Source organism: Acinetobacter sp. YT-02, from assembly GCF_002412355.1.
In the GTDB taxonomy this organism is placed as follows: domain Bacteria; phylum Pseudomonadota; class Gammaproteobacteria; order Pseudomonadales; family Moraxellaceae; genus Acinetobacter; species Acinetobacter towneri.
Window position 1 is genome coordinate 173,160 of record NZ_NOZT01000001.1, and the last position, 23,558, is coordinate 196,717.

25 protein-coding genes and 1 tRNA gene are annotated in these 23,558 nt (G+C 40.3%); 10 read left to right on the plus strand and 16 right to left on the minus strand.

What is annotated here, in order from left to right:
• Positions 1 to 95: 95 nt before the first annotated feature.
• From fdxA to CF596_RS00795, 3 genes are all read left to right on the plus strand, one after another.
• Complete coding sequence (gene fdxA, locus CF596_RS00785; protein ID WP_004973093.1) at positions 96 to 419, plus strand: ferredoxin FdxA; 324 nt, start codon at positions 96 to 98, stop codon at positions 417 to 419.
• A 142-nt stretch (positions 420 to 561) separates the two neighbouring features.
• A complete protein-coding gene (locus CF596_RS00790) occupies positions 562 to 1,281 on the plus strand; it encodes a D-Ala-D-Ala carboxypeptidase family metallohydrolase (RefSeq protein ID WP_004973092.1) in 720 nt (239 codons plus the stop codon).
• A 151-nt stretch (positions 1,282 to 1,432) separates the two neighbouring features.
• Positions 1,433 to 2,098 carry an O-methyltransferase gene (locus tag CF596_RS00795; RefSeq protein WP_004973089.1) on the plus strand — a complete coding sequence of 222 codons (666 nt, stop codon included), beginning with the start codon at positions 1,433 to 1,435 and terminating at the stop codon, positions 2,096 to 2,098.
• A 180-nt stretch (positions 2,099 to 2,278) separates the two neighbouring features.
• On the opposite strand, the gene CF596_RS00800 is transcribed toward CF596_RS00795, so the two are convergent.
• The 12 genes from CF596_RS00800 to CF596_RS00855 all read right to left on the minus strand — a co-directional run bounded on the left by CF596_RS00800 (position 2,279) and on the right by CF596_RS00855 (position 15,383).
• A complete protein-coding gene (locus CF596_RS00800) occupies positions 2,279 to 3,121 on the minus strand; it encodes a universal stress protein (RefSeq protein ID WP_096900923.1) in 843 nt (280 codons plus the stop codon).
• Between the two features lie 126 nt (positions 3,122 to 3,247).
• The gene (locus CF596_RS00805) at positions 3,248 to 3,874 is read right to left on the minus strand and encodes an acyltransferase (protein ID WP_096900924.1); all 627 of its coding nucleotides are present in this window, start codon (positions 3,872 to 3,874) and stop codon (positions 3,248 to 3,250) included.
• Entirely contained in the window at positions 3,867 to 4,466 is a 600-nt protein-coding gene (locus CF596_RS00810; protein ID WP_096900925.1) for a YigZ family protein, read from the minus strand. Before CF596_RS00810 ends, CF596_RS00805 begins: the two co-directional genes overlap by 8 nt.
• A 222-nt stretch (positions 4,467 to 4,688) precedes the next feature.
• A complete protein-coding gene (gene lptB / locus CF596_RS00815) occupies positions 4,689 to 5,456 on the minus strand; it encodes an LPS export ABC transporter ATP-binding protein (RefSeq protein WP_004973074.1) in 768 nt (255 codons plus the stop codon).
• Positions 5,456 to 6,022 carry a lipopolysaccharide transport periplasmic protein LptA gene (gene lptA / locus CF596_RS00820; RefSeq protein WP_004973072.1) on the minus strand — a complete coding sequence of 189 codons (567 nt, stop codon included), beginning with the start codon at positions 6,020 to 6,022 and terminating at the stop codon, positions 5,456 to 5,458. Before lptA ends, lptB begins: the two co-directional genes overlap by 1 nt.
• Positions 6,012 to 6,554 carry an LPS export ABC transporter periplasmic protein LptC gene (gene lptC / locus CF596_RS00825; RefSeq protein ID WP_096900926.1) on the minus strand — a complete coding sequence of 181 codons (543 nt, stop codon included), beginning with the start codon at positions 6,552 to 6,554 and terminating at the stop codon, positions 6,012 to 6,014. The genes lptA and lptC overlap by 11 nt, the downstream gene beginning before the upstream one ends.
• Positions 6,555 to 6,594: 40 nt before the next feature.
• Positions 6,595 to 7,134, minus strand: a complete 540-nt coding sequence (locus CF596_RS00830; protein ID WP_004973069.1) for an HAD-IIIA family hydrolase — start codon at positions 7,132 to 7,134, stop codon at positions 6,595 to 6,597.
• A gap of 3 nt (positions 7,135 to 7,137) precedes the next feature.
• Positions 7,138 to 8,115 (minus strand): KpsF/GutQ family sugar-phosphate isomerase, encoded by a 978-nt coding sequence (locus CF596_RS00835; RefSeq protein ID WP_004973067.1) that lies wholly within the window; start codon positions 8,113 to 8,115, stop codon positions 7,138 to 7,140.
• Positions 8,116 to 8,518: 403 nt separating this feature from the next.
• Positions 8,519 to 8,594: transfer RNA gene (locus CF596_RS00840), tRNA-Gly, on the minus strand.
• A gap of 65 nt (positions 8,595 to 8,659) precedes the next feature.
• Positions 8,660 to 10,081 carry a cysteine--tRNA ligase gene (cysS, locus tag CF596_RS00845; protein WP_004973064.1) on the minus strand — a complete coding sequence of 474 codons (1,422 nt, stop codon included), beginning with the start codon at positions 10,079 to 10,081 and terminating at the stop codon, positions 8,660 to 8,662.
• A 199-nt stretch (positions 10,082 to 10,280) separates the two neighbouring features.
• Positions 10,281 to 11,393 carry a beta-ketoacyl-ACP synthase III gene (locus CF596_RS00850; RefSeq protein ID WP_019838017.1) on the minus strand — a complete coding sequence of 371 codons (1,113 nt, stop codon included), beginning with the start codon at positions 11,391 to 11,393 and terminating at the stop codon, positions 10,281 to 10,283.
• A gap of 30 nt (positions 11,394 to 11,423) precedes the next feature.
• Positions 11,424 to 15,383, minus strand: coding sequence for a DUF3418 domain-containing protein (locus CF596_RS00855; RefSeq protein WP_096900927.1), 3,960 nt, complete (start codon positions 15,381 to 15,383; stop codon positions 11,424 to 11,426).
• A gap of 375 nt (positions 15,384 to 15,758) precedes the next feature.
• Here CF596_RS00855 and ahpC point away from each other — a divergent pair, with 375 nt between their 5' ends.
• Entirely contained in the window at positions 15,759 to 16,322 is a 564-nt protein-coding gene (gene ahpC / locus CF596_RS00860) for an alkyl hydroperoxide reductase subunit C (RefSeq protein ID WP_004973058.1), read from the plus strand.
• 121 nt (positions 16,323 to 16,443) lie between these two features.
• Here ahpC and CF596_RS14845 read toward each other — a convergent pair whose 3' ends face one another.
• On the minus strand, positions 16,444 to 16,587 hold the full coding sequence (locus CF596_RS14845; RefSeq protein WP_242439116.1) for a hypothetical protein: 144 nt from the start codon (positions 16,585 to 16,587) through the stop codon (positions 16,444 to 16,446).
• A gap of 79 nt (positions 16,588 to 16,666) precedes the next feature.
• Here CF596_RS14845 and CF596_RS00865 point away from each other — a divergent pair, with 79 nt between their 5' ends.
• Positions 16,667 to 16,984 carry a hypothetical protein gene (locus CF596_RS00865; protein WP_242439117.1) on the plus strand — a complete coding sequence of 106 codons (318 nt, stop codon included), beginning with the start codon at positions 16,667 to 16,669 and terminating at the stop codon, positions 16,982 to 16,984.
• 248 nt (positions 16,985 to 17,232) lie between these two features.
• On the plus strand, positions 17,233 to 17,439 hold the full coding sequence (locus CF596_RS00870; protein ID WP_096900929.1) for a KTSC domain-containing protein: 207 nt from the start codon (positions 17,233 to 17,235) through the stop codon (positions 17,437 to 17,439).
• A gap of 87 nt (positions 17,440 to 17,526) precedes the next feature.
• Here the strand turns inward: CF596_RS00870 and CF596_RS00875 are convergent, their stop codons facing one another.
• On the minus strand, positions 17,527 to 17,745 hold the full coding sequence (locus CF596_RS00875; RefSeq protein ID WP_004973051.1) for a DUF1653 domain-containing protein: 219 nt from the start codon (positions 17,743 to 17,745) through the stop codon (positions 17,527 to 17,529).
• Between the two features lie 251 nt (positions 17,746 to 17,996).
• Between CF596_RS00875 and CF596_RS00880 the strand changes: the two genes are divergently transcribed.
• Positions 17,997 to 18,341 carry a hypothetical protein gene (locus tag CF596_RS00880; protein WP_004973048.1) on the plus strand — a complete coding sequence of 115 codons (345 nt, stop codon included), beginning with the start codon at positions 17,997 to 17,999 and terminating at the stop codon, positions 18,339 to 18,341.
• A gap of 403 nt (positions 18,342 to 18,744) precedes the next feature.
• Here the strand turns inward: CF596_RS00880 and CF596_RS00885 are convergent, their stop codons facing one another.
• Positions 18,745 to 19,260 (minus strand): hypothetical protein, encoded by a 516-nt coding sequence (locus CF596_RS00885; protein WP_096900930.1) that lies wholly within the window; start codon positions 19,258 to 19,260, stop codon positions 18,745 to 18,747.
• A 159-nt stretch (positions 19,261 to 19,419) separates the two neighbouring features.
• Here CF596_RS00885 and CF596_RS00890 point away from each other — a divergent pair, with 159 nt between their 5' ends.
• Entirely contained in the window at positions 19,420 to 20,466 is a 1,047-nt protein-coding gene (locus tag CF596_RS00890) for a nitronate monooxygenase (RefSeq protein ID WP_004973046.1), read from the plus strand.
• 42 nt (positions 20,467 to 20,508) lie between these two features.
• Here CF596_RS00890 and dusB read toward each other — a convergent pair whose 3' ends face one another.
• Positions 20,509 to 21,534 carry a tRNA dihydrouridine synthase DusB gene (dusB, locus tag CF596_RS00895; RefSeq protein ID WP_004973043.1) on the minus strand — a complete coding sequence of 342 codons (1,026 nt, stop codon included), beginning with the start codon at positions 21,532 to 21,534 and terminating at the stop codon, positions 20,509 to 20,511.
• 83 nt (positions 21,535 to 21,617) lie between these two features.
• Here dusB and CF596_RS00900 point away from each other — a divergent pair, with 83 nt between their 5' ends.
• Together CF596_RS00900 and CF596_RS00905 are read left to right on the plus strand one after the other, a co-directional pair.
• Positions 21,618 to 22,823: a DUF1615 family protein gene (locus CF596_RS00900; protein WP_096900931.1), complete on the plus strand. Its 1,206-nt coding sequence runs from the start codon at positions 21,618 to 21,620 to the stop codon at positions 22,821 to 22,823.
• Entirely contained in the window at positions 22,790 to 23,437 is a 648-nt protein-coding gene (locus CF596_RS00905; protein ID WP_096900932.1) for an HAD-IB family phosphatase, read from the plus strand. Before CF596_RS00900 ends, CF596_RS00905 begins: the two co-directional genes overlap by 34 nt.
• Positions 23,438 to 23,558: the final 121 nt, after the last annotated feature.

A 23,558-nucleotide genomic window follows, 5' to 3' on the forward strand; every position in this document is an offset into this window, starting at 1 on the left:
TATCAAATATCAGTAAAAGCGATTGTTAGTTGTAGTGATTTTTGCCTAAAATAGACTATTCTGAATTAGAACCATATTTTTAGGTAGCTGTCGCCATGACATTTGTTGTCACTGAAAACTGTATTAAATGTAAATATCAAGACTGCGTTGAAGTTTGTCCTGTAGACTGCTTCTACGAAGGTCCGAACTTCCTTGTCATTAATCCAGACGAATGTATCGACTGTGCATTATGTGAACCAGAGTGTCCTGCCAACGCTATTTTCTCTGAAGATGAATTACCAGAAGGTCAGGAAGTGTTTATTGAGCTAAATGCCGAACTTTCACAGACTTGGCCAAACATTACACAAATTGGCGATCAACCTGCTGACCGCGAAGAATGGAATGGCAAACCAGACAAATTACAATACTTAGAAAAGTAAGTTCGTCTTGTTGTGAAAAAGATCAGCCCTGTGCTGATCTTTTTTTATACCTAAAACACACATTTGATTGCAATATTTTCAAATTTTAACCAGCATTTTCGATTAGAATACGGACACTTTAAATAAATATCTGATTTGCCTAATGAAGAAATTTTTCAAGGCGCTGTTTTCGTTCAGCATTGTTCCCGTTATCTTGGTTGCTTGTAGTTCAACCCCAAACAGAACAACAACGATCACCACGCCCGATGGAAAACGAATTTTCATTCCTCAAGAAAAAATCACCTATGAGCGTCAGGTAGCACCTAAAATTGTGCCTTATTCGTATAATGCATGGGTGGCAGTGAGTGACAATTTACGCCAAGTTCGTGAATATGAACGCTTCTTGGAACACAACGGTGTTGGCAATATTATTCCAAGTTTTGAATTAATGCGTACCGCACGTGACTGGCAACGCTGTGGACGTTCGCAATTTATGATTCCAAGTCGTGAATTGTGGCAAAATCAGGTGCCTACCTTGCGTGTATTTAAATATTTGGTCGCCTCTAAAGTCTTAACTGATTTTGAAGTCACTTCTGTCTATCGAGATTTACCACTGAATCAATGTGCAGGTGGTGCGAACTCATCGCGTCACTTATTTAACTCAGCCATTGATTTTAGAATTGGGCCACAATTCCCGAATGCCGAAGACTATGCCTATATTGAAAGTACCAAATACAGACTGTGTCAGTTCTGGCAGCAATATGGTCAAAGTTTAAACATGGGCTTAGGCTTATACGCTTCAGGACAAATTCATATTGATACACAAGGTTATCGAACTTGGGGGCCAGATTTAAGCCGCCATTCATCTATGTGTAATTTCTAATTCAGTGTTGTTTAGAATTAAATCCTAAAGAGGTCAAATTGACCTCTTTTTTTATTGCGAAATAGATTATCACCTGCTCCATTCCGCGAATAAATTGCACTCTGAGCAGAAAAGTTTACAATGCACACATCGCAACAAAGGTGAGCACGCTATGCAACAAATGTGGACGGATATCGATCACTATATCGAATCACATTTAATTCCCGAAGACCCAATTTTGACGCAAACTTTAGAAAATACCGATGCCAAAGGTTTTCCAGATCACCTTGCAGTTGCGGCAAATCAGGGCATGTTGCTACAAATGCTCATTCAAATGAATCAATGCAAACGTGTGTTGGAATTGGGCACATTCGCAGCTTATAGCACAATGTGGCTAGCACGTGCGCTGCCTGAAGATGGTTATATACTCACGATTGAAGGACGTGATACCCATGCAGCTTTGGGACAAGAAAATATTGACCGCGCTCAATTAAAACAAAAGGTTGAATTAAAAGTTGGTCGTGCTGCAGAAATTCTAAAAGCTCTGCCAGAAGATACTGAAGCTTTTGATTTTATTTTTATTGATGCCGACAAACAAAGCTATCCTGAATATTTGGAACTGAGTCTTAAACTTTCACGCTCAGGTACAATTATCTTTTTAGACAATGTAATTCGTGCAGGGGAAATTTTAAATCCTGACAATCACAAACCAAGCATTGAAGGGATTCGTGACATGTTCAAAGCCATGCAAAATCATTCGCGAATTTTATCGTGCACAGCATTACAAACTGTAGGCAGCAAAGGACATGATGGCTTTGCTTTAGCGATTGTAAAGTAAAGTCCACACAAGGTTAAAAAACAACCTAAAGCAATTTTACATTATATATTATAATGTTACATATACTGTCCATACAGTTATCCACAAATTATGCGGATAACCATGGACAGTCAGCAAGCATTTACATCAGTTCAACTAAACAATCTTTTGAAATGATCTTTTTTGAATCATTTACGATTTTTACTTTGCCACCAACAAAGGAACAGTTGAGTTACGGAAAATATTGGTGGTAATGCTTCCCAAGAAAAATTGGTGAATTTTACTGTGACTAAATGCCCCCAGTACAATCAACTGAATACCATGTTCACGTTGATAATCTAAGATATTTTCAGCCACATCGCCATAACGATATTCCACCACCACATCTAAACCCGCTGAAGTTAAAAAATCTGCAGGTTCATTTAAAACTTCTGGGTGATCACCGACATAGAGCAAATGACATTGCAATAATTTAAGCAAATCACTTTGTGCAATTCGCTTCATCATTTTGATACAAGTTGGGGAATATTCATAAGCAAAAATAAAACGGTTTGGTGCTTTAAAATGCTCTCCGACAGTCATCACAGTACAATTTGCACCACGAATAAAGTTTTCGACATTACTGCCTAAAGCCTTATTGCGTTCAGCAGATTTCTCGCCCACACGTCCAATCACCACAATATCTTCTTCGTTCAGCACACTAAAACTTTGTTCTAAAAAGTCGCCTTTTTCTTGAATGTGGGTAGGTACAATGCCGAACTTTTCCTGAATCATACTGGAAATGTGCTGCAATAAATTGTTGCTATAATCGAGTGCTAATTCACTTTGTTTTTGTTCTAATTCGGCTAATTCTTTGAGTAACATGGCATTACTTTCAAAACCAATCACGCCACTAATTTCCCCCAAATGATAACTGGCGGGGTAATAATCCAAAACTTGTAATAACACCAATTCACGTTGAGTTTGTGTTGCAATCCACGCAGCAGCTTCAGCAAGCGCATTAATACAAGGCGAAGAATCAATACAAGCAATTACACGTTTCATTATTGCCTCTCTTACTGCCTTTTGCAGGCTATTTTTTAGTTGTTATTTTTAACTTAACACAACTCGTGTTGCAGGGACATGAAAAAATGTAATGAAGTTTAAAGATTTAGCCTTGCTGCATCGTATTTACTCACGATAACGAATCAATTTGGCAGGGTTTCCTACCACAATTTCCCGCTCCTGAACATCTTTGGTGACCATGCTATTCATACCAACGACTGCATGTGCCGCAATCTTCACCCCATCTTTAACACCAACATGCGCACCTAACCAAACATCCTTACCAACTTCAATGCCCTGTGAACGCACCGCTTGCTGATAAATGGGCTGATCCAAAGCCATGCCATGATCAAATGCATATAAATGACAATATGCTGCGATACGCACCTGATCATGAAGCTTAATTCCAACTCTGCCACCATCTAAAATACAGTGGTGATTAATCGCGACTTCATTGCCAATTTCTAAAGGGCCATGCAAAGTACAATCGGCTGCAATAAAGGTATTATCGCCAATACTGATTTTACGCCCCGGCTCTGCAAAAATATGTGCCAAAGGGGAAATAAAACAGTTTTTGCCAATCTCCACCGTTTCCATTGCCATTAAATAAGCTTGATATTCCTGCTGCCAAGCTTCTGCCCATACACGATGTTTAGGTTTTAATGACCAATATAACCACGGCATGTAGTTTAAACGGTGTTTATGCTGCTCACGGTACTTCGATAATGGATCAGGTGAATTTGCTTCAGTCATCTTGATCATCCTCAAGGATTTTGAGTTGTTCACGCCCACGGCTAATATCTTGTAATTTTAGTTTTAAAGGGTCTATTTGATCGACTTGCATGAATGCCTTTACCAACACGCCTTCGGCGGTGTAGTCTTCGCTGTACTCAATCTGCTGACTATTTAGCTCGTATTGTAAAATTGCCCACTCATTAAAATGACAGGAAAATTGCACGGTCTTTTTTTCAATCAGTTCTATTTTTTCTGCTAGAGCCAAACATTGCCCTGCACATCCCCCATAGGCACGTACCAAGCCGCCTGTGCCCAATTTAATGCCGCCGTACCAACGATTCACCAACACCAAAACATTAGTCAACTCATTGCCTTCAATCGTGGCTAAAATAGGACGTCCTGCCGTACCTGAAGGTTCGCCATCATCATTAAAACGTAATTGATGCCCGATTTTCCATGCCCAACATTGATGTGTGGTAGATGAATCACGCTGCTGTTCCAAAAAAGTTTTTACCGCTTGCTCATTATCTACAGGCACAGCAATTGCCTGAAATCGACTTTTTTTAATTTCTTCTTCAAAAGTGATGGGCGCAGCAATGGTAAATGGCATAACACTCCAGATCAATCAACCAGTTAAATAAAAACTTGATAATTATAACGTGTTTAGCGCTCTAACGTATTTAGAGTTATAGCTTATTTGGACTGATAACCACCATGAAAAAACCTTCTATCCTCAAAGGTATAGAAGGTTAAATAATGTTTACACGACTTTCTGTTCTACAACTTATGCAGTAAGCATACGAAAACCAATAACGGTTAGAACATTCAAGCTTTAAACAAAAAAGTCTTCACCCAAATAAACTTCACGCACAATTTCATTTTCCAGAATTTCTTGCGGTGTACCCTCTGCAATGACTGAACCTTCGCTAACAATATAAGCACGTTCACAAATGGCTAAAGTATCACGGACGTTATGGTCGGTAATTAATACGCCAATGTCACGATCTTTTAAGGTACGAATGATATCTTTAATATCACCGACAGAAATAGGATCGACCCCTGCAAAAGGCTCATCTAACAACATAAATTTAGGGTCTGCTGCCAAAGCACGGGCAATTTCTGCACGACGGCGTTCGCCACCCGACACACTCATCCCTAATGAATCTTTAATATGCGTGATTTTAAAATCTGCCAGCAATTCTGATAAACGCTGCTGACGTTGCTGTTTATTTAAATCTTTGCGGGTTTCTAAAATAGCCATAATATTTTCAGCGATGGTCAGCTTTCTGAAAATAGAGGCTTCTTGCGGTAAATAACCAATCCCCTTACGCGCACGTTCATGCATGGCAAGGTCAGATAAATCCAGTTGATCTAAATGGATTTCGCCTTTATCCATACGCACCAAACCCACAACCATGTAGAAACTGGTGGTTTTACCCGCACCGTTCGGCCCAAGTAACCCGACAATTTCACCACTTTTCATTTCAAATGAAACGTCTTTAACCACCCAGCGCTTATTATAGTTTTTGGCTAAATGCTTAATACACAAAGTCTGCTGACCGTGCTGGACGCTGTCCTGTGCTGCGCTCGTTTGATCCATTAATCACGCGCTCCCGGGAATGATTTTGAACTTGATGGTGGAATCACAATTTTTACACGACCCGCTTCAGAACCAGTTTTGTTCGGTGTACCAATCGCTTCAACATCGCCTTTGTTCATACTATAACGCAAGGTATTACCACGAATACTGGCTCCATCTTGCTCTAAAAGTGCGCCACCCGTTAAGGTGATAATTCCTGTTTCAGCATTGTAAACAATCTTTTGCGCCTGACCTTTGGCAAGCCCTTTGGCTGGATCAGTCTTTTGCTGGAATTGCGCAGGTCTGCCCGTTGCCGTAATGACACTAATTTCTTTTTTGCTGTTCAGATTAGCAACAATCGAATCTGCCTGCAGTTTCATGGTGCCCTGTTCAATCACCACATTGCCTGTATAAGTGGTGACGCCAGTACGTTCACTAAAGGTCGCACGGTCTGCCAATAAAGTAATAGGCTGACTGCGGTCTGACGGAATTGCCCATGCACCTGCCGATGAAAGCACCGCCAAGCCCACAAGTGCTGCTTGTTTTATCAACGCTTTAGGAGCTGTAAGCTTAGATTTATGGTTCATACTTTCCTCGAATATTAAAAAATTCGTATTGCCCGTCATTTAAATTGGCTTTTAAGCCCTGACTGATAAAATCAGCCTGTGGAGATTGTACAGTCACTTGTTTGTCGGTACTGATTTCACGTGTTTTAGGAAACACATTCAACTCGACTGTTTCAAGCGTCAGTTTGCCTTGAGCGAGTAACTTGGTTGCTAGCACTTGATCTGACAACACAACCTTTTCGTTGTCATTAAAACCTTGTGCCTGTTTAGCAAAAAAAGTGGCATCCACCGCGCCCGCTTTATACATAGAGGCATTCAAATTTTCCAGCTTAGAGGTTTTTTGCTGCATGTCTTGCTCTAAACGGTCAATTTGCGCACGCACATATAAATTGCCCTGCTCATCTGTTTGGGTCAGATGAATTTGCTCTGCACTATAAGTCATAGAGCGAGCAGCGTCAGTTTCCAGTTTTTTGCCTTTACCGCTGTAATAGTAATAACCACCACTTACAGCTGCAATTGCAATCGCAGTAACGTATAAAACTTTAGTATCCATAAGTGGGGCTGTAACTCAAACCTTTGAATGTATGACTTAATTAATGAGGGATGCTGAGATATTTTTCAAGTAAGCTTTGGTACACACCTTTGGCGGTTAAAATCATATCGCAGATTTCACGTACCGCACCGCGCCCACCCATGGCCTGTGTGACTAAATCGGCACGACGACGCACTTCAATATGTCCATTTGGCACTGTGACTTTCATCCCTGCAATCGAAAACGCTGAAAGATCAGGCCAGTCATCGCCCATATAGAGACAATCTGCAGGTGATAAACCTAACTTGGCACAGGCTTCCTGCAATGCAGTGCCTTTATCTTCACGCCCTTGATAGACCAAATCTACACCTAAATCGGACATGCGTTTTTCGACAATATTACTTTTACGACCCGTGATGATAATGACTTTAACACCTGCTTGTTGCACCAGTTTCATACCTAAACCATCACGAATATCGAATGATTTAATTTCATCACCGCTGTTGGTTAAGGTGACAAAACCATCACTTAGAATTCCATCGACATCTAAAACCAAAGCTTCAATATGACGCGCTTGCTCTAATAAAATATAAGATGCCATTGTTTAGTTTACCCCTGCTTGAATCAAGTCATGCATACTGATCACACCAATGACTTTATTGGCATCATCCACCACCACAAACTGATTGATTTTACGGTCACGTAATTGTTCTAAAGCTTCAACTGCACGTGCTTCTTGTGAAATCGTTGCAGGATGTTGAGTCATCACTTGCCCAACTTGTAAATTCACATCAAAGCCCTGTTGTTTATCAATTAAACGTCGTAAATCACCATCGGTGAAAATGCCTAACAAGACGTCATTTTCATCGACAATTGTGGTTAAACCTAGACGTTTGTTTGAAATTTCGTATAACACTTTGTTCATTGGTGTATCTGGTGCAACTTTAGGTAATTCTGTACCGGTATGCATCAAATGTTTCACATGCAATAACAGGCGCTTACCCAAAGCGCCTGCAGGATGTGAACGAGCAAAATCATCGGCAGTAAAACCACGTGCATCAAGTAACGCTACAGCCAATGCATCACCTAATGCCAAGGTTGCAGTCGTACTTGAGGTTGGTGCTAAACCAAGTGGACAAGCTTCCTGAATATTGCCTAATGTTAAAGCGACATCAGCATTTTGTGGCATCGGCCCGCGATCATCACCGCTAATTGTGATTAGAGGAACTTCCAGATGTTTGATGAGTGGCATCAACATCATAATTTCATCACTTTTGCCGGAGTTGGAAATGGCAATTAAAACATCACCCCGTACCAACATTCCCAAATCACCATGCCCTGCTTCACCCGGGTGCATAAAGAAAGACGGCGTGCCTGTAGAGGCAAACGTCGCAGCCATTTTACGACCAATATGACCTGATTTTCCCATACCTGTGACCACAACACGCCCTTTGCAATGCAACATGATTTCGCAGGCACGGCTAAAACGCTGATCAATTTGCGTCGCCAAGACTTGTAATGCTTGTTCTTCTATTCTTAAAGTGTCTAAGGCTACAGATTGGAAATCAATGGTATTTGACATGTTTGGCATTCAACGTTCAACTTAAATTGAGTATTTTCTACACCTCAATAAAAGTGATTTATTGAAGCACATTTAATTTTCGCAATTTTAGCATATCTATGCAATTCTACACTTTGATTCTGCGTGTGTTTTTTGTTTTAACGCATTTTTGTATGCTGTTTTAATTAACTCGCTTTTTGACTCGAGTTTCAAATGAAAAACAATCATATTTGAGCTTAGGCTATTTATTTTATTGATTCAAAGTTGCAGATAAAGCTAAAGATAGAACTAGCTCAGAAGCATATTTCAACGAAAATGCTCTAAAAATTATGGATCAAACCCATCTATAAAGCTGACTGCAAGCAAGCTGTAACAAACAGCCATAAAAAAACGCTTATCTTTCGATAAGCGTTTTTTAAAATTTTGGAGCGGGAAACGAGACTCGAACTCGCGACCCCAACCTTGGCAAGGTTGTGCTCTACCAACTGAGCTATTCCCACAATATGGAAGTGAATTATAGAGAATTTCATACAACTGTCAACTCTCTATGCTCCCAAGTGCTCAATTAATCAGCACGACGCCATACTGTACCTTGACGGGTATCTTCCAAGACCACACCTTGATCGAGCAAAGACTGACGAATTTCATCAGCACGGGCGAAATCTTTGGCTTTTTTGGCATCCTGACGTTGCTGAATGAAGTCTGCAATGGCTTGTTCAGATAAACCTAAAGCGTCCTGACCAATATCAGATTTCAGGAATTCATCGACATCATGCTGCACCAAACCTAAAATATTGGTCAAATGACGCAAGGTCGAATAGTACACCGCCGCCTGATCTGCCTGCTGCTCTTTTACCGCACGGTTCAGCTCTTTATTCACTTCAAACAGCACTGCAATTGCTTCGGCTGTATTGAAGTCGTCACGCATTGCAGCATTAAAGCGCTCCACCAAAGTCTCATCTAACTGCTCAACTGTTTGCGTACCGTACGCTTGTTGATAAGCTTTAAATGAGTGATAGAAACGTGATAATGCGGTTTTGGCTTCTTTGAGTGCTACATCGGAGAAGTTTACAGGGCTACGATAATGCGATGACACAATAAAGTAGCGGATCACTTCAGGATGGAATTTTTCCATCACATCACGAATGGTGAAGAAGTTACCCAATGACTTCGACATTTTTTCGCCATCGACATTAATAAAGCCAACGTGCATCCAGTAATTTACATACTGCTCACCTGTTGATGCTTCAGACTGGGCAATTTCATTTTCATGGTGTGGGAACATTAAGTCTGAACCACCACCATGAATATCAAAATGATTACCTAAGCAGCAAGTCGACATCGCAGAACATTCAATGTGCCAACCCGGACGTCCATTGCCCCACGGCGAAGCCCAAGATGGTTCATTTTCTTTGGCATGTTTCCACAAAACAAAGTCAAATGGATGCTTTTTGTCGACTTCAACATCAACACGCTCAGACGCGCCCGCCTGCATGTCTTCTAGCTTGCGACCTGAAAGACGGCCATATTTGTCAAATTTTTCAACCTGAAAATAAACATCGCCATTACTTGCAGGATAAGCTGTGCCTTTATTGACCAAATTACCAATCATATTTTGCATTTGATCAATATATTCAGTGGCACGTGGTGCAGCATCAGGTTCAACACAGCCTAAGTTTGCCGCATCTTCATTCATGGCTTGAATAAAACGATCTGTTAAAGCTTGAATGCTCTCGCCATTTTCATTGGCACGTTTAATAATTTTGTCGTCAATGTCGGTAATGTTGCGGACATATTTCACATTCCAACCTTGACTGCGCAAAAAGCGAATGATGTAGTCAAATGCAACCATAACCCGCGCATGCCCGATATGACAGTAATCATAAACCGTCATGCCACAGACATACATGTCGATATGTCCTTCTTTACGCGGAACAAATTCAACTTTTTTTCGTTGCTCTGAGTTATATAGAACAAATGGTTGCATAGGTTTTCAAAATAGGTCTATTAAAAGATGCTCCATCTTAACCTAAGCATTATTTTTCATAAAGTTTTTCGATGTTTTTATTCTGTATGTGTCTGTGTGAAGAGAATATCGCGGATGATCCAAGCCTTCTCCCGAAGGAGAAGGAACTTTTTAATACCTGTACTTAGGCGTTTGCTGATCTTATACGGTTTGGCAAAGCTTATGCAGCATCACGTTTTTGTACCAAAATCGCGCCAACTGAATAGCCTGCGCCAAATGAACACAAGACACCATATTCACCGTTTTCGACTTCGTGTGCAGTACGGTGTAAAGCGATAATTACCCCTGCCGAAGAAGTATTGGCAAACTCATCTAAAATAATAGGTACTAAACCTGGTTGTGCTGCTTCTTTACCAACCACCAATTTCAAAATGAGTTCGTTCATGCTGGCATTGGCTTGGTGCAACCAGAAACGCTTCACCTCAGTTGGCGCAATCTGATTCTTTTCTAATTGCGCAGTAATCATTTTGGCAACTAAGGGGCAAACTTCTTTAAAGACTTTGCGACCATCTTGATGGAAGCGTTTATCATCAATATCTGCATTTTCACTTAAGTTTAAAAAACCGAAATTATTACGGATATTATTCGAGAACTGAGTAAACAGGTTCATGTCCAAAATTTCAAAACCTGCTTTGGTTTCAGTGTCTTCCAAAATTGAAGCGGTTGCTACATCACCAAAAATAAAATGGCAGTCACGTGAACGGAAATCGTTATGACCTGAGGTAATTTCGACATTAACCAACAACACGCGGCGCGCACCTGCTTTAATCGCATCATGCGCTTGCTTAATGCCGAAAGTCGCAGCAGAACACGCCACGTTCATGTCATAGGCATAACCTTGAATACCAAGCGCAGTTTGAATTTCAATCGCCACTGCAGGATAAGCACGTTGCAAGTTTGAGCAAGACAATATCACCACATCAATATCTTCTGCAGACACACCTGCATTTTGCATGGCTTGTTTTGCAGCAATTACGCCCCATTCCGCTTGTAACGAAATTTCATCATCGCCACGTTCACGTAAATTTGGACGTAAACGGTTAATGTCCAGAATACCTGTTTTTTCTGACACGTAACGACGTTTTACCCCAGAGGCTTTTTCGATAAAATCAGCACTAGAGCCACGACGTTCTTCAAGCTCACCTGCCGCAATTTTGTCAGCATTGAGCTGATTATACTGTTCCACATAAGCATTTAAACTTTCGACCAATTCTTCATTGGTAATAACATCTTCTGGATGATAAAGACCAGTACCTGTAATGCGAATGCCCATGTAAAACTCCTTCTAGAAATTACTTATATCTTAACTGATTCCGAGCTTTTCCCATACTTTTTGCAGCCGAGTTGCAGAAATTGGCATTTTGGTTTTCATGGGTTGAGAGAACAGCGAAATGCGTAATTCTTCCACCATAAAGTACAATTCCTTGAGTCGGGCATCTTGTTTGTGTTTAAACAATTTGTCCATCCAAGGGTCAATTTGGGCGATGGCAGCATCGTCTCTTTGCAAGTTGTTGGGTAAGCGGTCTAAACGTAATAACAACGCTTTCAAATAGCGCGGATATTCGCTCCACACCTCTACAGGCTTGCTATACACAAAGTCTGCCAGATGCATTAAGTCCAGCTGATCTTCAATATCATCCATATTTTTGGCAAACACGGCTTCATCTAGCATAAGGAGCTGACGGCGGATGTCTTGCCAAGCAATATAAATTTCATTAAAGATACGCAGCGTGGTTTGACCATGACTGAGAAAAGTCTTTTTTACCTCAAGCTGCAAGTTTTGAAACTCTTCCAAGTTGACTGGCACGTCACAAATAATGCTTTGCAAGGTCGCATAGATCAACATTTGCTCAAGTTGTGCTTTATCACCCAAAGGTGAGTACGCCAAGGCCAATGGTTTGGCAATTTGCTTTTTCAATTGCCGTGATAAATCGCCTAATTGCACATGCAGCAAACGAATCACCCCTTCACGATGCTGATGAATCGCCTCGCGCTGATCATTAAAGGTTTGAATCACCACACCCGATTCATCTTTTTGTGAAAGTTCTGCAAAAGCTTTACTTGGTACCAACGCCTGATATTGCTTAACCACTACGCCCGTGACTTTTTGCGAGGCTTCAAATACAAATCGTTCAGGGAAGGTTTGGAATTCGCCGTGTAACTGTTTTACTGGACTGTGAGTTTCGGTACGGCAACGCGCTTTTAATTCAGATAAATCACGACCTTGCTCAATCACCCGCCCTTTTTCATCTAGCACTTTAATGAACGGCAATAAATACGCATCTACCCGCTCAAAGCTAAAGTCTTTTTCGGTGATGTGTTCAGCACGTAATTGAAATGCCAAAAAGCTAAAAATGTGCTCGCGTAAATTTACCGCATCAACACGTTGTAGCAACTTTCGAGCTGTGTCTGGAATAGGCACCAAATGACGACGCTTATCTTTAGGCAAAGTCTTGAGCAAGGCTTCAATTAAATTTTCACGCCAACCCAGAACACCCCACGACCAGATATTTTCATCGACCTGTGCCAACGCTTGCACTGGAATTTTAACGGTTGCGCCATCTTCATCATGGCTGGGGTCAAAACGGTAACTGGCCGCCAAGCGCAGCTCACCATTACGCAAATAGTCAGGAAATTGCTGCGTGGTCGGACGATCATTCAGCCAAAGTGCATCATCTTCCACAAATAAATAACGTGGATTTTGCGGCTCTACTGTGGCACGCCAATCTTCAAAGGAACGACGGCTTGCAACTTCTGCAGGTACTTTGGCGGCATAAAATTGATAAATAGTTTCTTCATCAACAACTAAATCACGACGACGTAATTTATCTTCAACCCGTTCCACTTCTTCCAGTTTAAGCAGGTTGTGTTTTAAAAATGGTGGGGTAATGCCCAAGTTGCCTGTGGTTAAAGCATCACGTAAGAATATTTCATGGGCGGCTTCCTGATCGACCTTTTCGTAATTGACAGGACGTTTCGGCTCGATAATTAGACCAAACAGCGAAATCTGATCATAGGCATTCACCACGCCTGCTTTTTTAGACCAATGTGGTTCAAAATAGTGATGCTTCAGCAAATCACGTGCAGCCAATAAAATCCATTCAGGTTCAATTTTTGCCAAGGTGCGTAGATACACTTGCGAAGTTTCTACCATCTCAAATGCCATGACCCACGGTGTATTGGTTTTATGCAAAGTCGATGCAGGGAAAATTCGTGCTTTTTGTTGGCGTACTGCCATAAACACATTGCGCTCATCGGTTTTATTGGCAATAAAAGAAAGCAACCCTGTTAATAACGCCCGATGCAGATTTTCATAACTGGCTTTTTTCTCATTAAACGACAGTTTTAAGCCACGCGCCAAATCCACCAATTGTTCATGAGTTTTCTTCCATTCACGTAAACGCAACCAACTTAAAAAATGCTGACGGGCAAAAGTACGACGTTTGTTTTCACTCATGCCATCACGGTTTTCGTGTAAAGTTTCCCACAATTTTAAATAGAATAAAAAGTCAGAATCTGCTTCACGGAACAAAGCATGTTTTTGATCGGCTTGCATTTGTTTGTCTGCAGGACGTTCACGCGGGTCTTGTACCGCCAATGCCGCTACAATAATCAGGACTTCATTTAACACCCCAAAATGCGCACCGCCTAAAATCATACGTGCCAGTCTTGGATCAATCGGCATTTTTGCCATTTGCTGACCAATTTTGGTTAAGCTGCTGCCTTGAAGCTCGCCTTTATTAGCGGTGGATTTAGTGGAATTATTCGGATGATTGTCTCCCTTTTGCGTCGCAGAGCTGCTCATTCCGTCTAAAAGAGGGGCTTTACCCTTCTCAATCATCGCACCCAGTTCAATCAACAGCTTACGACCATCATTGACTAAACGATGATCTGGCGGCTCAATAAAATCAAAATCTTCGAGCGTACCCAAGCCCAAACTTTGCATTTGTAAAATGACCGATGCCAAGTTGGTGCGTTTAATTTCAGGTTCAGTAAACTCTGGGCGACTTAAAAAATCTTCTTCTGAATACAGGCGAATACAAACGCCTGGTGCAATACGACCACAACGTCCTTTACGCTGATTCGCTGCTGCCTGAGATACTGCTTCAATCGGTAAACGCTGCACCCGTGAGCGATAGTTATAACGTGAAATACGTGCAAAACCGCTATCAATCACATAGCGGATATTGGGTACAGTGAGTGCGGTTTCAGCGACGTTGGTGGCAATAATAATGCGACGACCACCACCTGAAGGATTAAAGATTTTTTGTTGTTCCGCCAAAGCCAAACGCGCATACAACGGTAAAATTTCAGTATGACGCGGTCCATGCTTATGCAAGGTTTCTTGCAGCTCCCGAATTTCCTGTTCAGTACTGGCAAAAATTAGAATATCGGCATGTTCAGGATGACCTTTTTCCTGTGCATCGGCAAAGCATTCTTCTACCGCTTGCACCACTGCGCGTGGCAAGTTTTCTTCAAAGTCATCAAACTCATCATCATCACTACCACCAATGCTTAATTCAGAAATTGGACGATAACGTACTTCGACAGGATAGCTTCGACCTTCGACCTCAAAAATAGGTGCGCCGTTAAAATAGTTACTAAAACGCTGCACATCTAAAGTTGCAGAAGTGATGATGACTTTTAAATCAGGGCGACGTGGCAAAAGTTGCTTTAAATAGCCCATAATGAAGTCAATATTTAAAGAACGCTCATGCGCTTCATCTATAATAATGGTGTCGTATTTATTTAAATAACGATCATTGGCAAGCTCTGCTAACAAAATACCATCGGTCATTAAACGGACAATTGAATCTTGCGAACCCTGTTCATTAAAACGAACTTTAAAGCTGATGGACTCACCTAACTTTTCGCCAACTTCTTCGGCAATACGCTGCGATACACTACGCGCAGCAAGACGTCGTGGCTGAGTATGACCAATTAACCCCGTTAAACCACGACCTGCCAACATTGCAATTTGTGGTAACTGTGTAGTTTTCCCTGAACCTGTTTCACCCGCCACAATAATGACCTGATGTTGCTGAATTGCAGTAATCAACTGTTCGGCAGATTGAGTCACAGGTAAATCTTGATTCAACTTAATGTTGGGAATGCGCTGTGCACGCTCCAACACTTTTAAATTAGATTTTTCAAATAATTCCTGATATTGCTTTGGATTGGCATCTTTGCCTTTTCGTAGTCGATTTAAACGATGACGATCACGCGCCAAAACGAGGTGGTCTACATTTAAATGACTCTGCACAGAATACGCTTCCTAACCAAAACACAAACGCGTATTTTACGCTGTAATGCCTTTAAGCGAAAGAACAGTGATTTAGAATGCGTATTTAAAAAGTTTTAAATCCCCCCTTGAATTTCAAAATAGCATCCCCATATAGATGTATGTTCACCAATTGCTTGAAATGGGTTGTATTTGAACCTGAAAAATAGGTTGTCATGCAATCATCATCATTTTGAGGCCTAATAAAGACTCAATAATGCTGTGATGAAAGTGTACGCTTTTTACATACTCATTTGTTTTTCCGATGCTAGTAATGTAAAAATACCATTTCAGCAATAAAACAAAATTAGATACTCTATTGCCAACGAAATACAAACCTTAATCATGGAGACAATGATGAGCTTAATTAATACTGAAGTTAAACCATTTAAAGCAAATGCATACCACAACGGTCAATTCATTGAAGTAACTGAAGCTGATCTTAAAGGCAAATGGTCTGTAGTATTCTTCTACCCTGCTGACTTCACTTTCGTTTGCCCAACTGAGCTTGGTGACCTTGCAGACAACTACGCAGAATTCCAAAAATTAGGCGTTGAAATCTATGCAGTTTCTACTGACACTCACTTCACGCACAAAGCTTGGCACGATTCTTCAGAAGAAATCAAAAAAATCCAATACGTAATGGTTGGCGACCCAACTTGGACGCTTTCTAAAAACTTCGAAGTATTAATCGAATCTGCTGGTCTTGCTGACCGTGGTACTTTCGTAATTGATCCAGAAGGTAAAATCCAAATCATCGAAATCAATGCTGGCGGTATTGGCCGTGATGCTCAAGAACTTCTTCGTAAAGTTAAAGCAGCTCAATACGTTCACGCTCACCCAGGTGAAGTATGCCCAGCTAAATGGAAAGAAGGTGATGCAACTTTAGCCCCATCTATCGACCTAGTAGGTAAAATCTAAGTTTTAGATTAAACCACTCAAAAAAACCACGCATATTTTGCGTGGTTTTTTTAATCAGAACATCACCCTTTTCTACCTTATTTATTCATATTTCATCTCTAGAATAGAAAATGTAAAAACATTACAACACTACAATCGAATCTGTACCGGTAACAGTTGTGAGATTTATTTTTAAGGGCTGTTCTATGAAAAAATTATTTTTACTTTCAACATTAATAGCATTTTCAGTGCCAGCTTTAGCTGATTTCAACTGTAATGGCAGCATTAAAAATCGAACTATTGATGATAATGTCAAAGTGCATAAACAATGTGTTCTTGATCATGTGACTATTAAGGGCAACCTAATGTTGCATTCCAACTCACATACGGCAATTAAAAATAGTACGATTGATGGCAATTTAGAATCTAAAGGAAACTTTAGTCAGGTTAATGCACATGCCAACCGCATTGATGGCAATATCCAACTCGAAGATGGGCGTAACATCCAACTCACGTCAAACCGTGTAAATGGCAATATTCAACTTAAAGATAATTCAGGCTCAATCGTTGTAAAAAATAACCGCCTGAATGGCAATTTAGAATGTGAAGATAACCGCGTAAAACCGACTGGCGGCACAAACCGTGTTTCTGGTGACAAAGAAGATCAATGTCGTCATCTATAAAATCTAGTCTTTCAATCATTTTATTTAAATGAATGACTATTCATGTGCAAAGCATAAACACCAATCCTAAATGTGGTGTTTTATTTCGCTTCATAATAGTTTTGTCGTTTTTGGCACGTTTAGGTTGCGCAAAAAACTTATATTCAAAAGTTACAATTCTGTAATACTTTTTAGCAAGCACTTCACTTATGTTCAAAATAAGCAGATTTATTCTGTGAAAAATAATATAAAAAATAAAGGAGTTGCTTATGGGTAAAACACTTACCGTGACATCCTGGACATACAGTGCATCTTCACGTTATTTAAAAATATTTTACGAAAATGGCTCTGGGGATTTATTCCATCCTGTACCACAATTTATTTATGACAACTTATTAAGACGCAGTGATAAAGCAGCTTTTGTGAGTAAATATTTAGCATACGATTTAAGCTTTAACCGTATTTCCATTCAATAATTGATTTTATTAAACTTTGAGCATCCACATAACGATCCAATCTAAAAATAGATTGGATCGTTTTAAATAGGTAAATAACTTCAAATATTAATACACTTCTTGAATCAATTTAAAGCGTTCCTGTTCACGGTCATCATCCAAAGTAATACTCTCCGTGAACATATCAAGCGGTCTGGCCCAAATAGAATAATCGCCATATAAGCATTGATAAACCACCAATTTCTCTTGGGTTTCACTGTGTGTAGCCACATGCAGCACTTGATACAATTGCCCTTTATAATGTTGATAAATCCCTTTTTTAAGCATTTTACAATCCCAATCTTACAGAATGGCATTACTGTACAATAAAAACTGTAATCATTCTTAAGATTTCACCTTATCAGAAAAAATGAATCGCATCGGCATATTTTTCTCTAATTTATCGTTCTAATCTACACAACAAAAAAATATCTAAACGCATTACATTATTTGAACAATTTTAAGCTTCAAATTGATTGTTTTTTGGTTATATTCGCATTATCCCATCTTAAGTGGATGTAAAAAAAGGAAACATGATAATGAATAAACTTCTTATTGCTTTAGGTCTTGCTGCCACTGTAGCACTTGTAGGTTGTGCAAAAGAAAAAGCACCAGAAACAGGGGCAACTACGGGTGAACACTTAGAAAACGCTGCGGCTCAAGCTGCACATGATGCCAAAGATGCAACACATGAAGCTGCTACTGCTACAGCAACTGCGGTAGATAACGCAGCGCAAGCAACTGAAAATGCTGCACACAATGTTGCAACAGCAACAGAAAACGCAGCTGATGCGACTGTACAAGCTGCTAAAGATGCAACTGCTGCGACTGCAGGTGCGGTTGAACAAGGTGCTGCAAATGTGAAAGAAAAAGCACAACAATAATTTGATTGTATAAAACAAAAACTCCTGAGCAAGTTCTCAGGAGTTTTTTATTCAGCACGATTTAATTAGGGTCTGTTGACAATTCGTCTATGTTTGCGACATGAGAGATATATCTCGCAAGGTTTTTTAGCTGATATAAGGCATGGGACAGGAAATTTAGTCATTCTAAATGACTGGAACATAACGTAATAGCAGCAAAAAATATGCTTGTTCCCTTGCGCAGCAAACAAAGCAGTGCTTTGTTTTTGCTCATGTGGCTAAAACTTTCACAGATTGCGTTATGAAACTTGAAAATAAACCCGTTATTCCCTGCGTTTCATGCCTAATCTGCTCAGTTTTAGCCTACAGCGCAAGCCATTTATGAAATATCAACAGACCCTGGTAAACCTAAATCCTGCCGCAACTATAACGCCGCTTTTAAATTACAACCATAGCCCATGGTCTGTTGTACTTGGCGGTAACTGGTGTAACGATTCAAAATAAAATCATAATAAGATTCTGCATTGACAAAATTTTCAGCCAAATTTTCCTGCTCTGCACGCGGTAATTTTACATCTTTGAGAAAATCTAGATTGTAATGTCCTAAACGATATAACTCAGCAAAATAACCATTCATCATATCGCAATAAGCAATTTTAGTCGGCTTTAAAGCAGTACTGGCGACTAAATGCTGATTTAAAGTTTGTAAGTTATTTACATCTAAAGGGAATTGATGCGCAAATGCGATATTTTCGACTTGTTTAAATTGTTTGAAGTCTTGCGCCAATTTGACATTTAAAGCATCTATACGCTGTTGTAATGCAGTCGCATCCTGAACCTGATATTGCTTTGGATCAATTTTTACTTGAGTTTGCTGTGGATTGCTACACGCACTTAATCCACACACCACAAGCAAACCACCATAAACGAAAGGCTTCATTAATTTACTCATCCATTCATACATCAGGCTTATTATGCCTGAAAGCATCTGCAAATTTAATGATATCGCTCATCTTAATATTTCATAAAGAAATGACGGATATGATTTGCCAATCTACCTAGAGTTGGGCAAAGTAGTTAAAAACATGGAGTAAATAATATGACCTTATTAGAACAACTGAATATAAAGCATCCTATTTTTCTTGCTCCAATGGCTGGCGTTTCTACTCCCGAACTTGCAGCCGAGGTTTCTAATCAAGGTGGTTTTGGCTCACTCGGTTTAGGTGCAAACACGGTAGATGCTGCACGTGAGCAAATTTTACGCACTCAAGAACTGACTGATTTTCCATTTCAGGTCAATTTCTTTTGCCATGAATCAAGTCCACTAGATGAAGTCGCTGCACAAGCGTGGATTGCACATTTTCAGCCAATCTTTGAACGCTATGGCGCAACTGCACCGAGTCAACTAAATTGTATTTATCCAAGTTTTAAAGACCATGATGGATATTTAGATCTTGTACTAGAAACTAAACCACAAGCCGTCAGTTTTCACTTCGGGATTCCGCATGCGCATCAAATTCAGGCTTTAAAAGATGCAGGAATCATTACTATGGTTTCAGCAACCAACTTAGCCGAAGCTCAAGCCATTGAAGCAGCGGGAATTGATGTCATTATCGCCCAAGGCATTGAGGCAGGTGGACATCGGGGTATCTTTAACCAAACTTTTGATAGTGCAATTAAAACCAGCGATTTAGTACAACTGATTCGTGAACATTGTACCCTGCCAGTGGTTGCCGCAGGTGGCATTATGAATGGTCAACAAGCACAGTTAATGCTGAAATTGGGCGCTTCTGCGGTACAGCTGGGTACAGCTTTCGTGCAATGTAAAAGTTCCAATGCCAATCCAGCTTATCGACAAGCTTTATTTCAGCAAAACATTACTCAAATTACCGACAGCATCTCTGGACGCTCTGCCCGTGGTTTAATTAATCATTGGCATACACAGGTAGATACACCAAATCGTTTAACTGTGCCCACCTATCCATATACGTATGATCTTGCAAAACAGTTGCATTCAGCAGCCGTCACACAAGGCGAGCAAGGTTATGCACCTTTTTGGGCAGGGAGTAATGTCAGTCAAATTCGTGAATTAGAAGCCGCAGATTTAATTAATCAGTTGGTTTTAGAAATGATTCACGCACGCTAAATATAGGTACAGAAAACTCAACCGTGTATCACGGTTGGGTTTTTATTTTGTATCTAATAAGTTCACCGCTTCAACCTGCACATCACTCATGATTTCACCATGCGCAAGTAGCTGATTAAAGTAATCTTCCACCACTTTATATTGTTCTGCAGTACTTTCTACTTGATACATACTTTGACGGAATTCATTACTTGAACGTAAACCTTTGGTGTACCAAGCAATATGTTTACGTGAAATACGACAACCTGAATATTCACCATAAAATTCATACAGCTCAGCTAAATGTCCAAGTAATACTTTTTGAACTTCTGCAATGCTCGGTGCTGCTAACAGCTCACCTGTTGCTAAATAATGTGCGATTTCCCGAAAAATCCACGGACGTCCTTGCGCAGCACGTCCAATCATAATCGCATCTGCGCCTGTATAGTCCAAGACATATTTGGCTTTTTCAGGACTATCAATATCACCATTGGCAATCACAGGAATATTGAGCATGCTTTTCACTTCTTTAATCAGTGAATAGCGTGCACGGTTTAAATACATATCTTCACGGGTACGCCCATGCAATGCCAATGCAGCAATGCCTGCTTGTTCTGCGCGTTTGGCAACCCGTAAAATATTTTCCTGCCCATTCAAAAAACCTAAGCGAGTTTTCAGTGTCACAGGCACATTCACCGCGGCAACCACAGTATCTAAAATGCGTGCCACCAAATCTTCATCTTGCAATAAAGCCGAACCAGCCAACTTATTGCAGACTTTTTTGGCAGGACATCCCATATTGATATCAACAATTTGTGCACCATTGGCGACTTGATAACGTGCGGCTTCGGCCAAATCATGCGGGTCTGAGCCTGCAATTTGTGCAGAAATTGGTGCAAGTTCCCCATCAAAGTTGGCACGATACAAACTCTTTTTACTCATGCGCAAAGTTTTGTCAGAGGTCATCATTTCACTGACCGCATGCCCTGCACCAAAGTACTTGCACAGTGAGCGAAAGGGTCTATCTGTGACGCCTGCCATCGGGGCAACGATCAAATTATTTGACAGTTGATAGGGACCAATATACATATATATTCTTAACTTTAACGATTGGCATAGTATACTGCATCTGCCCTTTGGGCTCATCCATTAGGAACGAGTTTTCCCTATCTATGAAAGACACTGTATTCACTTCTTTGATGAAACCCTTCAGCGTGCTTGTTTTATCATTAAGCTTGGCTGCCTGTGGAGATAGCGCATGGTGGTCTAAGGACAATGAGCCTACCCTTGAAGCAGAACAAATCCGCAAACTCATTCCGAATCGGGTAAGCGAGCGTAGTGCTTGGGCAAAAGATATTTACGATATTTCAGAGCAATTGGGCATTCCACAAACCAAAGAAAATATGTGTACCATCATTGCCGTCGTGGATCAGGAATCCAACTTTGTAGCCGACCCTCAAGTCTATGGTCTGGGTGAAAAAGCAGTTAAAGAAGTGCAAGACCGTTTGGATGAGAAATTTAAAGATAAACTGGGCGAAGCGATTGGCGGTACGGTTGCAGGCTATTTTCAGGATGTACTAAAAAACCATCCTAGCCCTGAAGATAACTATTTAAGCCAAATGCGTCATGTGAAAACCGAACGTGAACTGGATGAATTGTATCGTGAAATTTTTGACTATATGGCCAAACATTATCACGTGTCTGCACTAACAGGTGCTGCCAAGCTGTTTGGACAAAATATTGGCGAAAAACTTAATCCAATTACCACTTTAGGTTCGATGCAAGTGCATATTAGCTATGCCAAAGAGCATAAACGTCAAAGTGGCAACATCGCAGAGTTACGCAGTGATTTATACACCCAATACGGTGGCTTATATTACGGGATTCACCGTTTAATGATGTACCCTGCCGATTACGATCAACCGATGTACCGTTTTGCGGACTATAACTCAGGTATGTATTCAAGCCGCAATGCCGCATTCCAAAGCATGCTGAATGATTTAACCGAATCAGAATTAGATTTAGATGGTGATTTGCTGCTTTACGCTAAAGATGGTGGTGTGCGTAATGCAAAGAGTGAATCTGAACGTGAATTAATTGCTGTTTTTGCCAAACATAATATTTTAGTCACCCCACGCCAAATTCGTGCAGACTTAAAAAAAGAAAAAGAAAAGAAATTTGAAGACACTGCAACCTATTTAGCGGTTACAAAACTCTATAAAGCACAAACGGGCAAAGAGCCATTTTATGCCATGATGCCGCAAGTGGTCATTTCAGGGCCTAAACTGAGTCGAGATTACAACACCAATTGGTTTGCTACGCGAGTCAATGGACGTTATAAAACATGCATGCAAAAAGCCAAAAATATAAAAATTTAGCCTTATTTGATTTTGATGGAACCCTGTGCAGCAAAGACAGTTTTACAGGGTTTATTTTCTATGCTTTATCTAAGCGGCATATTATTAAACAAGGACTTAAATTCTTGCCTTGGATTCAGGCCTATTATTTAAAATTTTATCCTGCACATGCCATGCGTCCTAAATTGTTTAATGCCATGTTCAAAGACGCAAGTACAGCTGAAATATTAGCACTTGCACAGCGTTACGCAGTAGATTTAATGCATGACCTTAACCCACAACTGTTACAACAATTAAAACAGCATCAATTCAATGGTGATGATGTGGTGATTGTTTCTGCCAGTGTGGATATTTATTTGCAATATATTTGTCAGCAGTTAAATGTTGCTTTGATTTGTACTGAAACGGAAATTGAGAATCTGCAATTTACAGGGCGATATTCAACACCTGATTGCAGTCGGGAACAAAAGAAAGTTCGAATTTTAGAACAATACGATTTAAAAAATTATGCTGCTATTTATGCGTATGGTAATAGTGATGAAGATGATGCCATGCTGAGTTTAGCGACTTATTCTTATATGGTGGGTAGTAATCATTCATTGCCAGAAATTGTAACTTATAAAAAACTGGCTTGATTTTGATGAATGATATAATAAAACCACAATTTGAATTGTGGGTTTTTTTAGTTACATGTAGCGGATGCCGCCTATGGTGATTACTTTTTTATACCCAGAATAGAAAATAAAAATAGAGTTT

What these genes read in the sequence shown, in the direction of transcription:
- CF596_RS00900 (WP_096900931.1), top strand. Translation starts at nt 21,618, where the DNA reads ATGAAAGACACTGTATTCACTTCTTTGATGAAACCCTTCAGCGTGCTT.
- CF596_RS00870 (WP_096900929.1), top strand. Translation starts at nt 17,233, where the DNA reads ATGGGTAAAACACTTACCGTGACATCCTGGACATACAGTGCATCTTCA.
- CF596_RS00850 (WP_019838017.1), bottom strand. Translation starts at nt 11,393, where the DNA reads ATGGGCATTCGCATTACAGGTACTGGTCTTTATCATCCAGAAGATGTT.
- CF596_RS00880 (WP_004973048.1), top strand. Translation starts at nt 17,997, where the DNA reads ATGAATAAACTTCTTATTGCTTTAGGTCTTGCTGCCACTGTAGCACTT.
- CF596_RS00885 (WP_096900930.1), bottom strand. Translation starts at nt 19,260, where the DNA reads ATGAAGCCTTTCGTTTATGGTGGTTTGCTTGTGGTGTGTGGATTAAGT.
- CF596_RS00805 (WP_096900924.1), bottom strand. Translation starts at nt 3,874, where the DNA reads ATGACTGAAGCAAATTCACCTGATCCATTATCGAAGTACCGTGAGCAG.
- CF596_RS00890 (WP_004973046.1), top strand. Translation starts at nt 19,420, where the DNA reads ATGACCTTATTAGAACAACTGAATATAAAGCATCCTATTTTTCTTGCT.
- dusB (WP_004973043.1), bottom strand. Translation starts at nt 21,534, where the DNA reads ATGTATATTGGTCCCTATCAACTGTCAAATAATTTGATCGTTGCCCCG.
- fdxA (WP_004973093.1), top strand. Translation starts at nt 96, where the DNA reads ATGACATTTGTTGTCACTGAAAACTGTATTAAATGTAAATATCAAGAC.
- CF596_RS00865 (WP_242439117.1), top strand. Translation starts at nt 16,667, where the DNA reads ATGTTGCATTCCAACTCACATACGGCAATTAAAAATAGTACGATTGAT.
- lptC (WP_096900926.1), bottom strand. Translation starts at nt 6,554, where the DNA reads ATGGATACTAAAGTTTTATACGTTACTGCGATTGCAATTGCAGCTGTA.
- CF596_RS00905 (WP_096900932.1), top strand. Translation starts at nt 22,790, where the DNA reads ATGCATGCAAAAAGCCAAAAATATAAAAATTTAGCCTTATTTGATTTT.
- lptA (WP_004973072.1), bottom strand. Translation starts at nt 6,022, where the DNA reads ATGAACCATAAATCTAAGCTTACAGCTCCTAAAGCGTTGATAAAACAA.
- CF596_RS00795 (WP_004973089.1), top strand. Translation starts at nt 1,433, where the DNA reads ATGCAACAAATGTGGACGGATATCGATCACTATATCGAATCACATTTA.
- lptB (WP_004973074.1), bottom strand. Translation starts at nt 5,456, where the DNA reads ATGGATCAAACGAGCGCAGCACAGGACAGCGTCCAGCACGGTCAGCAG.
- CF596_RS14845 (WP_242439116.1), bottom strand. Translation starts at nt 16,587, where the DNA reads ATGCTGCCATTACAGTTGAAATCAGCTAAAGCTGGCACTGAAAATGCT.
- CF596_RS00835 (WP_004973067.1), bottom strand. Translation starts at nt 8,115, where the DNA reads ATGTCAAATACCATTGATTTCCAATCTGTAGCCTTAGACACTTTAAGA.
- CF596_RS00830 (WP_004973069.1), bottom strand. Translation starts at nt 7,134, where the DNA reads ATGGCATCTTATATTTTATTAGAGCAAGCGCGTCATATTGAAGCTTTG.
- CF596_RS00875 (WP_004973051.1), bottom strand. Translation starts at nt 17,745, where the DNA reads ATGCTTAAAAAAGGGATTTATCAACATTATAAAGGGCAATTGTATCAA.
- CF596_RS00790 (WP_004973092.1), top strand. Translation starts at nt 562, where the DNA reads ATGAAGAAATTTTTCAAGGCGCTGTTTTCGTTCAGCATTGTTCCCGTT.
- CF596_RS00800 (WP_096900923.1), bottom strand. Translation starts at nt 3,121, where the DNA reads ATGAAACGTGTAATTGCTTGTATTGATTCTTCGCCTTGTATTAATGCG.
- cysS (WP_004973064.1), bottom strand. Translation starts at nt 10,081, where the DNA reads ATGCAACCATTTGTTCTATATAACTCAGAGCAACGAAAAAAAGTTGAA.
- CF596_RS00810 (WP_096900925.1), bottom strand. Translation starts at nt 4,466, where the DNA reads ATGCCATTTACCATTGCTGCGCCCATCACTTTTGAAGAAGAAATTAAA.
- ahpC (WP_004973058.1), top strand. Translation starts at nt 15,759, where the DNA reads ATGAGCTTAATTAATACTGAAGTTAAACCATTTAAAGCAAATGCATAC.